General features: G+C 73.8%; 11 protein-coding genes. 10 read left to right on the forward strand and 1 reads right to left on the reverse strand.

Annotated elements, in window-relative coordinates:
• The first annotated feature begins 316 nt into the window (after window positions 1–316).
• The 3 genes from ACFWWQ_RS07555 (at window position 317) to ACFWWQ_RS07565 (ending at window position 3,303) form a co-directional block, all read left to right on the forward strand.
• A complete protein-coding gene (locus ACFWWQ_RS07555) occupies window positions 317–1,618 on the forward strand; it encodes a glycosyltransferase 87 family protein (RefSeq protein ID WP_384591701.1) in 1,302 nt (433 codons plus the stop codon).
• 398 nt (window positions 1,619–2,016) lie between these two features.
• Window positions 2,017–2,691, forward strand: coding sequence for a DUF4232 domain-containing protein (locus tag ACFWWQ_RS07560; protein WP_384591704.1), 675 nt, complete (start codon window positions 2,017–2,019; stop codon window positions 2,689–2,691).
• Between the two features lie 168 nt (window positions 2,692–2,859).
• A complete protein-coding gene (locus ACFWWQ_RS07565; RefSeq protein WP_384591707.1) occupies window positions 2,860–3,303 on the forward strand; it encodes a hypothetical protein in 444 nt (147 codons plus the stop codon).
• 187 nt (window positions 3,304–3,490) lie between these two features.
• Here the strand turns inward: ACFWWQ_RS07565 and ACFWWQ_RS07570 are convergent, their stop codons facing one another.
• Window positions 3,491–3,952 carry an ATP-binding protein gene (locus ACFWWQ_RS07570; protein ID WP_384591710.1) on the reverse strand — a complete coding sequence of 154 codons (462 nt, stop codon included), beginning with the start codon at window positions 3,950–3,952 and terminating at the stop codon, window positions 3,491–3,493.
• A 246-nt stretch (window positions 3,953–4,198) separates the two neighbouring features.
• Between ACFWWQ_RS07570 and ACFWWQ_RS07575 the strand changes: the two genes are divergently transcribed.
• The 7 genes from ACFWWQ_RS07575 (at window position 4,199) to pheA (ending at window position 12,317) form a co-directional block, all read left to right on the forward strand.
• Window positions 4,199–5,074, forward strand: coding sequence for a hypothetical protein (locus ACFWWQ_RS07575; protein ID WP_384591713.1), 876 nt, complete (start codon window positions 4,199–4,201; stop codon window positions 5,072–5,074).
• A gap of 167 nt (window positions 5,075–5,241) precedes the next feature.
• Entirely contained in the window at window positions 5,242–5,997 is a 756-nt protein-coding gene (locus tag ACFWWQ_RS07580; RefSeq protein ID WP_384591716.1) for a YcnI family protein, read from the forward strand.
• Window positions 5,998–6,074: 77 nt separating this feature from the next.
• The gene (locus ACFWWQ_RS07585) at window positions 6,075–6,722 is read left to right on the forward strand and encodes an SCO family protein (RefSeq protein ID WP_384591719.1); all 648 of its coding nucleotides are present in this window, start codon (window positions 6,075–6,077) and stop codon (window positions 6,720–6,722) included.
• On the forward strand, window positions 6,722–7,273 hold the full coding sequence (locus ACFWWQ_RS07590; protein WP_384592200.1) for a copper chaperone PCu(A)C: 552 nt from the start codon (window positions 6,722–6,724) through the stop codon (window positions 7,271–7,273). Before ACFWWQ_RS07585 ends, ACFWWQ_RS07590 begins: the two co-directional genes overlap by 1 nt.
• A gap of 150 nt (window positions 7,274–7,423) precedes the next feature.
• A complete protein-coding gene (locus ACFWWQ_RS07595; protein ID WP_384591722.1) occupies window positions 7,424–9,880 on the forward strand; it encodes a FixH family protein in 2,457 nt (818 codons plus the stop codon).
• The gene (efeB, locus tag ACFWWQ_RS07600) at window positions 9,880–11,247 is read left to right on the forward strand and encodes an iron uptake transporter deferrochelatase/peroxidase subunit (RefSeq protein WP_384591725.1); all 1,368 of its coding nucleotides are present in this window, start codon (window positions 9,880–9,882) and stop codon (window positions 11,245–11,247) included. Before ACFWWQ_RS07595 ends, efeB begins: the two co-directional genes overlap by 1 nt.
• A gap of 143 nt (window positions 11,248–11,390) precedes the next feature.
• The gene (gene pheA / locus ACFWWQ_RS07605; protein WP_384591728.1) at window positions 11,391–12,317 is read left to right on the forward strand and encodes a prephenate dehydratase; all 927 of its coding nucleotides are present in this window, start codon (window positions 11,391–11,393) and stop codon (window positions 12,315–12,317) included.
• Window positions 12,318–12,625: the final 308 nt, after the last annotated feature.

The following is a 12,625-nucleotide window of genomic DNA, read 5'->3' on the forward strand; positions in this document are numbered from 1 at the left end:
CACCCCCCTTCTCCGCTCGGCCTTTCCCGGGCGCTCCGGGCACCTTTCACGGCATGACGACTCTCACATGGCGTCCAGGCGCAGTCGCATGATGCAATCGGGCGGGCGTCAGGACCACAGGGCCGGATTGTGCGGCACTTTGTCCGATTCGCACGTACACACCATGCGTATACCTCTTGCGTATACCTGGCGTTTATAGTTGCGGTATGACCCTCCCTCTCCCCCCACTCGGCATGCGCATGACCTGCGCCCGCCGAGCTGCCCGGCCCGCCCCGTCCGTTCCCGGCCCCCGGGCCCGCCGAGAGGCAGGCCACTGATGGCTACGGACACCACGCACCCCGACGGCACGGCGGCGGCCCCCACCCGCCGCGGTGGCTGGCGCTGGGACTGGCCGGTCCTCGCGGGCTGCGCCATCGCGGGTCTCAGCGTCGGACTGGCCTCCCCGCCGAACACCTCGCAGCAGGCATGGGGCCTGTGCAGCGCCGCCGGTTACGCCATCGCCGCGATCATCGCCGCCTGCTCCGTCCGCCGCTGGGGGCGCCTGCCCGCGATCGTCTCCGTCGTCGGCGCCGGTCTGGTGCCGCTGCTCTATCTGACGGTGATCGACAAGGAGCAGATGGAGGTCGGTGTCATCCAGCGCGGTACGGCGCTGCTCCTGACGTCCGGGACGCCGTACAACGCGGACCCGCACACCGTCCCGCAGTTCAACCCGTACCTGCCCGGTATGTCGCTGTTCGGCATACCCGACGCGCTGTTCGGCGACAATCCGCTGACCAGCGCGCGCCTCTGGTCCCTCATCGGTTTCCTGGTGGTGGTCCTGTGGGCGGTCCGCGTCCTGACGAAGGACCGCGGCCCCGTCCCGCTCGCCACGCCCGGCGGCGTCACCCCGAGCACCGGCGCCCTGTGGCTCATCGCCTGCCCCGTTCTCATCCTGCCGCTCACCATCGGCGGCGTGGACCCGCCGGTCATCGGCCTGATCGTGCTGGCCCTGGCGTTCCTCCAGCGGGACCGGCCGGGCGCCGCGGGCCTGGCGCTCGGCGCCGCCTCCGCCCTGAAGTGGACGGCGTGGCCGGCGATCCCGGTGGCGCTGGCGCTGCTGTGGGTGACGAAGGGGAAGGGCGCCGCCGCCAAGTGCGCGGCCGGTTCGGTCGGCCTCGCGGCGCTGGCCGCGCTCCCCGCCGCGCTGATCGACTTCTCCGCGTTCCTCCAGAACGCGATCCTCTACCCGCTCGGCATGGGCGAGGCCAACTCCACGGCGCAGAGCCCGCTGCTCGGCCACCTGATCGTGCTGCTGATGCCGGAGAACGGTAAGACGGTGACGGTCGCGCTGATCGGCGTGAGCGCCATCGGCGTCGCGGTGTCGCTGCTGGTCCGCCCGCCGCGGACGGTCATCGCCGCCGCCGACCGCCTCGCCATCGGCCTCCTCCTGGCGATCGTCCTCTCCCCCGCGACCCGCCTCGGCTACGCGATCTACCCGGTCGTGCTGATCTTCTGGCCCCGCTTCGCGGCGGCACTGGCCCCGGCCACGGACCTGAAGATCCCGCGCCAGACGTCGGACGAGCCCGCGATGAGTACGGCTACGGATCCCGGTACGAGCGCCGAACCCGCCACGAGCTGACGCACCGCGTACGAAAGGGCCGGGCCCGGGGATCTGCCCCCGGGCCCGGCCCTTTTGCGTACGCCCGACTGCCGCTCGGAACCGCTCAGACCGTGAGCGTCCCGCCCTTGACCGCCGTCACGAACCGGCCCCACGCACGGGCCCCCACCACGCTGTAGCTGCTCTTCCGCCAGCGGGCACCGCTGAAGTCATTCCTGCTTGCCGAGCTTCGCGTCGTCGCGGCGCATTCGGCGGAGGGCGCGGTACGTGCGGGCGGAGGCGTCGGCCCCTGGTAAGTCCGGGTGACGCCTCGCACCTTCACGGCGCCTATCACCCGTACGTATTCCGCGGACATGACACGCTCGACGCCGAACGGCGCTCCCCCGCCATTCTTCTGCCGAGCCCCACGAGGACCACGTATGCCCTTCCGCCTCCGCCGCTCCCTCGCCCTGGCCGCCGTCGTCGGCGCGACCGTGTTCGCCACCACCGCCTGCGACTCCGGCGCGGACGACCCCGCCGCCGCCGTACAGCGCAGTGACGCCGGGTCACCTGCCGCCGGTTCGCCCGCCGTCAGTTCATCCGCCGTCAGTTCATCCGCCGCCGGGGCGCCGTCCGCGTCCGAGGACGGCCAGGCGCCCGCGTCACCCGACGCGGGCGGCGACGGCGATTCCGGCGAGGAGGCGGGCGACGCCTGCACCACCGACAAGGTGCAGCTGGAGTTCGCGGACGCCGGGGGCACCCGCCCGGCGGTCCTCCTCAAGGTCACCAACATCTCGGACGCCACCTGCACCGCCTACGGCTTCCCGTCCGTCGGCACCCCGGGCGCGCAGGCGCCCGTCGCCGCCGCTCCGCGCACCGACGCCCGCGCCACGGTCGGCCTGGACCCGGGCGAGACCGCGTACGCCGCCCTGCTCCTCCCCGAGAAGGGCGCGCACCCGCGCCATGCGACCTCGTTCACCCTCGGCCTGCGCGGCAAGGACGGCGACCCGTTCGACGCGACGGCCGCCCTGAAGGCGCCCGGCGAGGGCCTGACCGTCAACGATTCCTCCCGGGTCACGGCCTGGCAGGCGGACCAGGAGGACGCGCTCGACTGACGCCGCCGTCCCCCCGTACGGGTCGGTCAGGGCCCTACGGGGAGGTCACCGCCGTAGCGGCCCGGTCGCCGAAACCCGACTCGGCGAGGTTCGCCCGAACGGCGGCACCCGAGTGGTGGCCGCGGGCCGTGCCCGGGACGGTGGGCGTAACCGAACAGAGGAGCGGTCATGGCGCATACGGCGACTCCGCACAACCGCACGCAGCACGGCGGCGAACCGGATTCCACCACCCGCGCATGGGCGGTCGGCGGCACGGTGTTCGCGGGGATCATCCTGATCGTCGGCGGTGTCCTCGACATCCTCAAGGGCATCACCGCGCTCTCCTCCGACGCGATCTACACGACCGTCAACCAGTACGTGTACCGGTTCGATCTGAACACGTGGGGCTGGGTGCTGCTGGCGCTCGGCGTCGTCGCCGTCATCACCGGGCTCGGGCTGCTGACGGACGCGATGTGGGCGCGGATCCTGGGCGTGATGATGGCGTCCCTCAGCCTGATCGCCAACTTCATGTGGCTGCCCTACCAGCCCCTCTGGGCCATCGTCTCCATCGCCCTGGCCGCCTGGGTCATCTGGGCGCTCTGCGCCCACCGACCGCAGCATCCGACGCTCTGAGGTGGGGTTCTTGGCCTGAGGCTGCTCGCCCCGGGGCTGCTTTCGTACGGTGCCCGCCCGCGTTCCGCGTGGCGGGCACCGGTGCGTGTGTGTGGGGCGGGCATCAAGCAGACGCGATGGAGGAGGAGTTAGCGACGGCGAGGAAGCCGAGCCGGAGCCGGGAGCGCCACCGGCGGCGCCGGATGCGCTACGACGCCATGGGAAGCGCCGCCCCCTCGCGCCACTTGAGGATCTTGTCGAAGCTGACGACGGCGCCTCTTCGGCCGGTGCCGGTGGCGTAGCAGACGTGGTCGGTGAGGGCCTCGATGAGGAAGAGGCCGCGGCCGTCCTCGGCGTCGGCGGGGGCGGGGGGCGGGGTGAGCAGGGCCGGGTCGGCGGGGCGGGGGGCGCGGACGAAGCCGGGGCCGGAGTCGCTGACCTCGATGTGGCAGGTGTCGCCGTCGATGTACGCCGTGACGCGGTAGTCGGAACCGTCCTCGTCACCGCCGTGTTCGACGGCGTTCGCGCACGCCTCGGAGAGGGCGACCGACAGGTCGTAGCAGATGTCCGGATCGACCCCGGCAGTCTCCATCGCCCCCAGAAGCAGTCGCCGGGCAAGCGGCACGCTGGCCGGTTCCCGGCGCAGATGGAGTGACCACCACATGCTCATCGCTCCAGCCTCCTGGCCGCGGCTCGACATACCGTTACGTATTGCCGCCGTAGGAGCGACGTAAGCATGCGCGGGGCGGCACACCGCTCGTTCGGCGGATGCGGAGTACCGAGCGCGCCGTGTAAGTGCGCTCCGGTGTATGCGCCCCCGCGCGCCCCGGCGTCCCCCGGTGGGCCCCCCTCAGGCGCCCCCGCGCGTCGACCTGCCGTAGGCCGTCGGTGAGGCGGGTGGGATGATGGCGCCGCCATGACTGCCCCCGCCCGCCACGCGCGTGCCGCCGCCGATCTGCGGCTGCTGAGGGCCGCGGTGTTCACCGCGGTCTGCGTCGTGCTGTCCGCGGCCGGGCACATGGCCGGATCCCTCGCCTCCGTCCCGGTGTGGACGCTCGCCGCCGGGTGCGCCGTCGTCCTCGTCGTCACCGCGCCGCTGGCCGGACGGGAACGTTCCCTGCCCGGCATCGCCGCGGCGCTCACCGTCGGACAGCTCGCCCTGCACGCGCTGTTCGCCGCCGGGCAGCACTGCGCGGCACCGTCCGTGGCGGCCGACGGGCGGCTCGACGACGCCACCGTGATCGCCCTCGCCCGCCGCCTGACCTGCGGTCTCGACGGCGTACCACTCGGCGGCGACACGGCGCACCGCATCGTCGCGCAGAACGGTTTCGACCCGTCCGACCCGCGCACCGCAGAGGCGCTGGGCACCGGCGGCGCGCACGGCATGACCGGCATGGCCGGGATGGATCACCTCGCGGGCGCGCCGATGGCGCACTCCGTGCTGCCGTCGCTGCCGATGCTGCTCGGCCACCTCCTCGCCGCGCTGGCCGCCGGGTGGCTGCTGCGCCGCGGCGAGGCGGCGCTGTGGCGGCTGGTCCAGCTGTCCGCGCCGGTGGCGCACGAGGCCGCGGCGCAGGCGCTGGCCGGGGCGCTGCGCTCCGCGCTCGCGCTCGTCCGGGCCCTCCTCGCCGGACTCCCCGGCCACCGCACCGGCCCCTCGGCACCCCTCCCCCACGCGGCGGGCCCGTCCGGGCCGGAGGATCCCGCACTCCAGCACAGCGTCGTCCGGCGGGGCCCGCCCGCCGCGGCCCCGGGGCACGTCCGCACCGCCGGATACGCCCTCGCGGCCTGACACGCGCGCAGCACCCCGCCCACCGGGCCGGACTCCCGCGCCGTCACCGCCTGCGCCGAACCTTCCCATTTGACGCTTTTGACGCTTTGGGTGTCGACGCCGCTCCGTCGACGCCCGTGACGCTGATGTGGAGACATTTCGCCATGGCTTCTGAGATGACACCTGAGATGACATCTGAGACGACTTCGGACACGAACCCGGGCACGAACCCGGGCACGCCCTCGTCCGCGCCGGGCCGCGCCCGCCGGATCGCTCGGCGGCTGCCGGTGCTCGGCGGGCTCGCGGCGGGCGGTGTGCTGCTGCTGGCCGGGCCCGCGTTCGCGCACGTCAGCGTGCAGCCCGGCACCGCCGAGCAGGGCAGCTACGCGACGATCAACATCAAGGTGCCCAACGAACGTGACCACGCCTCGACGGTCAAGGTCGAGGTGGACCTGCCGTCCGACCACCCGCTGGCGTCCGTCATGCCGCAGCCGGTGCCGGGCTGGAAGGTCGAGGTCACCGAGGCCAAGCTGGCCAAGCCGCTGGAGATGCACGGCGAGAAGATCGACAAGGCGCCCTCGAAGATCACGTGGACGGCGGACGGCAAGGGCATCGCCCCGGGCCAGTTCCAGCAGTTCCCGCTCTCCGTCGGCCAGCTGCCCGACCACGCCGACCAGGTCGTCTTCAAGGCGCTCCAGACGTACGACAACAAGGAGGTCGTGCGCTGGATCGAACCGGCGAAGAAGGGCGCCCCGGAGCCGGAGAACCCGGCGCCGGTCCTCGCCCTCACCGCGCCCGCCGGTGACGCCAAGCCCGCCACCACCGCCGCCGCGGACGCCGCCGGCAGTGACACCACGGCCCGGGTCCTCGGCGTCGTCGGCATCGTCGTCGGCATCATCGGAGTCGGCGTCGGCGTATTCGCCGGACGCCGCCGCACCGCCTGACCGCCTGACCGCCTCCGGGCCGGCGTCCGCACGACGTCGGCCCGGCCCCCCGTTCACCGACCCCCGGACATATCGCTATGCGTGGAAAGACCCTGATCGCGGCCGTCCTCACGGCCGCCGCCGCCCTCACCCTGACCGCCTGCGGGCCCGACGACGGCGGCGACAAGCCCGTGGCGTCGGTCTCCGGCGCCACCGCCAAGCCGATCGTCACGCTCGACGACCCGATCGAGAAGCCGGACCTCACCCTCACCGACTCCGACGGCAAGCCGTACGACCTGCTGGCGAAGACCAAGGGCCACCCGACCCTCATCTACTTCGGCTACACCAACTGCCCCGACGTCTGCCCGCTGACGATGGCCAACATCGCCGTCGCCGTGAAGCAGCTGCCCAAGGCCGAACAGGACGATCTCCGGGTCCTGTTCATCACCTCCGACCCGGAGCGCGACACCCCGCAGGCCCTCAAGAAGTGGCTCGGCGGCATCAACAAGAACTTCACCGGCCTGACCGGGAAGTTCGCCGACATCCAGCGCGGCGCCCGCGACGTCAGCATCGGCATCGACAAGCCGGTGGTGAAGAAGAACGGCGACGTGATCTCCACACACGGCGCGCAGGTCCTGATGGCCTCCCCCAAGGACGACCGCATCCACTGGATGGGCATGCAGGACGCCACCGCCGACAACTACACCTCCGCACTCCCGAAGCTCATCAAGGGGCAGAACCCGTGATCCGCCGCACCCTCACCGCCACCGCCCTCGCCGCCGTCTGCGCCCTCGGCCTCGCCGGATGCGGCGGCTCCGGTACGTCAGCCACGTCCGGCAAGTCCGACGCCGCGGGCAGAGCCCCGCATCTGAAGGTCTCCGGCGCGTACATGCCGCAGCCGGTCACCGACAAGATGGCCGGGGCGTTCCTCACCGTCGAGAACACCGGCGGCGCCGACAAGCTCACCTCCGTCACCAGCGATCTCTCCGACGACGTCTCCCTGCACACCACCAAGGGCAACGCCATGGAACACGTCAGCTCCCTGCCTGTTCCGGCGGGCGGCGCGCTGAAGCTGGCCAGCGGCGGCGACCACGTGATGTTCATGGGCCTCAAGCACAAGCCCGCCGAGGGCGAGAAGGTCACCGTCGAGCTGCACTTCGCCAAGGCCGGCGCCATCACCGTCGAGGTACCGGTGAAGTCCGCGACGTACCGGCCCGGCACCGCCGCCACCGGCGGACACGACGCGGACTCCGGCCACTCCGGTCACGCGGACCACTCCGGGCACGTCCACAAGTAAGCCGCCCCGGGGCGCACCGGCCGGGCCGCCGCCCTCGGGCGCACCGGCCCGGCCGCCCTCGGGCCCGGGTACGACCGCTCCGTACCCGGGCCCCGCGCCCGCACCCGGGCCTCGCGCCCACGCACTCCACGAACACGAAGGGGAGCATTCATGACGACGCCCACCGGCACCGCCGCCGCCCGTCCCCGCCCCGGTGCCGCCCGGCTCCGGCGGCCGGTGGCCGCGCGCCTGCTGGCCGTCGCCGTCGCCCTGTGCGGTCTGCTGCTCGCCACCGCCGCACCGGCCCAGGCCCACGCGGCGCTGACCGGCAGCAACCCGGCCCAGGGCGCGGTGGTCGCGCACGCCCCCGAGCAGGTCACCCTCAGCTTCTCCGAGGGCGTCGCGATGGGCGACGACTCCGTACGCGTCCTCGACCCGCACGGCACCCGCGTCGACCGCGGCAAGCTCCGCGACCTGTGCAGCGGCGAAACCGTCAAATACGGCACCGGCCTGCCGCCCGGCCTGCCCCACGGCACCTACACCGTCGCCTGGCAGGCGGTCTCCGCCGACAGCCATCCGGTCTCCGGCGCGTTCACCTTCTCCATCGGCGCGCCGTCCGCCACCAAGGCACCGCTGCCGCAACAGGAAGCGGGCGGCGGCCTGGTCGGCGCGCTCTACGGCATCGCCCGCTACCTCGCCTACGCCGGGTTCGTCCTGCTCTTCGGGGGCGCCGCGTTCGTTCTGGCGTGCCGCCCCGCCGCCGCGGGCGTCCGCTCCGTACAACGCCTGACCGTCCACGGCGGCTGGGTCCTCCTCACCGCCGCCACCCTCGCCCTCCTCCTGCTCCGCGGCCCCTACACCGGCTCCGGCGACCTCGCCGACCTCACCGACCTCGACGCTCTCCGCGCCGTCCTGCCGACGAAGACCGGCATCGCGCTCACCTCCCGGCTGCTGCTCCTCGCGGGCGCGGCGCTGTTCGTCACGGTGCTCTTCGGGGCGTACGAGCGGACGCGGGCGGCCGCGGCGGACGGTGCGGGTCCGGGCTCGGAATCGGGCTCGGAATCGGGCTCGGAATCGGGCTCGGAATCGGGCTCGGAATCGGAATCGGACGATGCGGTACGGGCCCCGGGTGGCGCGGGCGGTACGGGTGACGCCCCGGGCGACGCGGCGCAGGTCCGGGGCGTCACCCCGGGCGGCCCGGCGCAGGCCCGGCTCCGGCGGCACACCGTCGGACTCGCCGTGGGCGGCACGCTCCTGGCCGCCGGGACCGCCGCGACCTGGTCGTTCGCCGAACACGCCTCCACCGGGCTGCAGCCGGGCCTCGCCATCCCCGTCGATCTGCTGCACCTGCTCGCCGTCGCCGCCTGGCTCGGCGGCCTCGCCGCCCTCGTCGTCTCCCTGTACTGGGGGCCGCCGGTGGAACGCGCCGCCGTCCGCCGCTTCTCCCGCCTCGCCTTCGCCTCGGTCCTCACCCTGGTGGCCACCGGCCTCTACCAGTCCTGGCGCCAGGTCGGCACCGTGCACGCCCTGACCAGCACCTCCTACGGGCAGCTGCTCATGCTCAAGGCGGGCCTGGTGATCCTGCTGGTGGGCCTCGCCGGGGTCTCCCGCCGCTGGACGGGGCGCCTGGCGGAGCGGGCAGCTACGGAGACGGGGGCGGGCGCCGAGGCCGGTGCGGCGGGAGTGGCGGAGGCCGAGGCCGCCGAGGCGGCCCGTACGGTTCCGGTTCCCGGCCAGGCGTCGGCGCCGGAGGTGGAGTCGGAGGTGGAGTCGGGCGCGGCTCCGGGCGCGGCTCCTAGCGCAGCTCCGGGCGCGGCTCCGGGGCCGGCCTCGGCTTCTGCCCCGGAGCGCACCGCGCCCGACGCGCTCCCCGCGCCCGCGCTCCGGGACGCCCCCGACACCGACCCCGAGGCGGCCGACCCCGACCCCGTACGGGAGCCCACCCCGGCCCCCTCGTCCCCCGGCGCCGAACGCCCCTCCTCCCCCGGACCCGACCCCGTAGGGGCGACCGAACAGACCCCGGACGCCACCCCGGAGACCGCGGCCCCCGACCCCGTAAGGGCCGCCCAACTCGCCCGGCAGCGGTCCGCGTTGAGCACCGCCCGGGTCAAGCGGCTGCGCGACGGCGACCCGCAGCGGATCGGGCTGCGCCGTTCGGTGCTGGCCGAGGCGGGCGTCGCCGTCGTCGTGCTCGCCGTCACGACCGTGCTGACCGGCACCGAACCGGCCCGCACCGAAGCCGCCCTCCAGGCCGCGTCCGCCGGGCGGTCCCCCGACGCCAACCAGCCCCAGGTGCTGACCATCCCGTTCGACACCGGCGGCCCGCACGGCAAGGGCACCGCCCGTATCGACCTCGACCCCGGCCGCGCCGGAGGCGGCAACCAGCTCCGGGTACGGATCTCCGACCCCTCCGGGGCCACCATGGACGTCCCCGAGATGAAGGTCTCCTTCACCCTGAGCACCCAGCACCTCGGACCGCTCCCGGTGGCCGCCACCCCCACCGACAAGGGCCACTGGCGCGCCACCGACGTCCAGTTGCCCGTCCCCGGCCGGTGGCAGCTCTCCCTCCTCGTCCGGACCTCCGACATCGACCAGGTGACCGAAACCAGGAACGTGAAGATCGACTGATGAGCACGAAGAAGCCGCACGGCAACCGCGAAGCGACCCCGGACGCGAAGGCCGTCCCCCCGCAGACCCCGCGCCCCGGAACGGTCCCGTCCGCATCGGCCGCCCCGGACGCGTCCCCCACCGACGCCGGGCCCACCGTGGAGCTGTCCCGCCGCCGCCTGCTCGGCACCGTCGGCGCCGCCGGAGCTGCCGGACTCGTCGTCGGCGGCGCCGGGGGCGTGATCGGCGCGTCCGCCGCCCGCGGCGACGCCCCCGCCCCGCTCACCACCGTCGGCACCACCCGCGTCCCCTTCCGCGCCGACCGCGCCGCCCACCAGGCGGGCATCACCACCCCGCTCCAGGCCAGCGGCCACCTCCTCGCCTTCGACCTCGCCCCCGACGCCGACCGCAAGGCCGCCGCCGCCCTGCTGCGCCGCTGGACCCGCACCGCCCAGGACCTGATGGAGGGACGCGCCCCCGCCCACGACACCGCCGTCGCCGCCGACGCCGGGCCCTCCTCCCTCACCGTCACCTTCGGCCTCGGCCACTCCTTCTTCGACCGCACCGGCCTGACGAAACAGCGCCCCGTCCCACTCGACCCGCTGCCCGACTTCTCCGCCGACGCCCTCGACGCCCGGCGCAGCAACGGCGACCTGTGGCTCCAGATCGGCGCCGACGACGCCCTCGTCGCCTTCCACGCCCTGCGCACCCTCCAGAAGGAAGCCGCCCCCACCGCCCGCCTGCGCTGGCAGATGAACGGCTTCAACCGCACCCCCGGCGCCACCGCCCGCCCCATGACCACCCGCAACCTCATGGGCCAGCTCGACGGCACCAACAACCCCAAGCCGTCCGACCCGGACTTCGACGCCCGCATCTTCGTCGGCCGCGACGCCGACGCCACCTGGATGCGCGGCGGCTCGTACGCCGTCGTCCGCCGCATCCGGATGCTCCTCGACGACTGGGAACAGCGCCCCCGCACCGACCAGGAGAAGATCATCGGGCGGCGCAAGGACACCGGCGCACCCCTGACCGGCGGCGACGAGACCACCCCCATGCGCCTCGACGCCAACCGCCCCGACGGCCTCCCCGTCATCCCCGCCAACGCCCACGCCCGCATCGCCGCCCCCGAGTCCAACCAGGGCGCCGCCCTGCTCCGCCGCCCGTTCTCGTACCACGACGGCTTCCGCGACGACGGCGCCCCCGACGCCGGGCTCCTCTTCATCTGCTGGCAGGCCGACCCGCTGCGCGCCTTCACCCAGATCCAGCGCAAACTCGACCGCGGCGACGCTCTCTCCCCCTTCCTCCGCCACGAGGCCAGCGGCCTGTACGCCGTCCCGCCCGCCCCGGAGTCCGGCGGATACGTGGCCCAGCCCCTGCTGGAGGGCTGAACCGGCCTCCGATATCCACAGGGTGGCGGCAGGCGGCGGCCGCCCTGTGGACACCGGCCCGGCCCACGCCACGGGCTCGGTATCGTGACGGCACAGGGAGATCGGCGGGGCGTCCCCCGCAAGAACGCGAGGGAGACACCCGCATGTCGGCCAGTCGCTACACCTATCTCGGCCCGGCGGGCACCTTCACGGAAGCCGCGCTGCGCACGCTCCCCGAGGCGGCCACCCGCGAGCTGGAGCCGATGGTCTCGGTACCCGCCGCCCTCGACGCCGTCCGCAGCGGCGAGGCGGCCGCCGCCCTCGTCCCCATCGAGAACTCCGTCGAGGGCGGCGTCACCACCACCCTCGACGAACTCGCCTCCGGCGAACCCCTGATGATCTATCGCGAGGTGCTGCTGCCGATCGCCTTCGCGCTGCTGGTCCGCCCCGGCACCGCCCTCGCCGACGTCAAGACCGTCACCGGCCACCCCGTCGCCCAGCCGCAGGTCCGCAAGTGGCTCGCCACCCAACTCCCGCACGCCGCCTGGGAGTCGGCTGCCTCCAACGCCGACGGCGCCCGCCTCGTCCAGGAGGGCCGCTACGACGGCGCGTTCGCCGGTGAGTTCGCCGCCGCCACCTACGGCCTGCAGCCGCTGGTCACCGACATCCACGACGCGCAGAACGCCGCCACCCGCTTCGTCCTCGTCGGCCGCCCGGCCCGCCCCGCCGCGCCGACCGGCGCCGACAAGACCTCGCTGGTCCTGTGGCTGCGCGCCGACCACCCCGGCGCGCTCCTCGAACTCCTCCAGGAGTACGCGGTCCGTGGCGTGAACATGATGCGCATCGAATCCCGGCCGACCGGCGAGGGCATCGGCCGGTACTGCTTCTCCGTCGACTGCGAGGGCCACATCACCGACCGGCGGGTCGGCGAGGTCCTGATGGGCCTCAAGCGGATCTGCCGCGGCGTCCGCTTCCTCGGCTCGTACCCCCGAGCCGACCAGGTCCCGGCCACCGTCCGCCCCGACATGACCGACGCCGCCTTCACCGACGCCGCCGACTGGCTCAACCGCTGCCAGGACGGGCGCCCTTAAGGGGCCGGATTCCTGGCGGGGGCAAGGCGGCCGGATCGGTGATTCCGGCCGGCGCCGGGAGGCCGTACGGGCCTCCGCCCGGCGCCCTCACCACGGGCGTTCCACCCTGCTGTGGACTATCCACAGAGTTATCCACAGGCGAGCTTCGGTGCCTGTGGGTAACCCCTCGCGGGATTCGGACAGAATCGACAAATCACTCTACCGATCCCAGACCCCACCACGCCGCCCCACATCGTCGCGACCCGCGCCGCGTCACCCCTTTTTCCGTGATCAGCCCTTTAGGGCTAGGTAACACCACACGAAAGAGT

Origin of the sequence: Streptomyces sp. NPDC059080, assembly GCF_042739975.1 — a bacterium.
Taxonomy (GTDB): Bacteria; Actinomycetota; Actinomycetes; order Streptomycetales; family Streptomycetaceae; genus Streptomyces; species Streptomyces benahoarensis.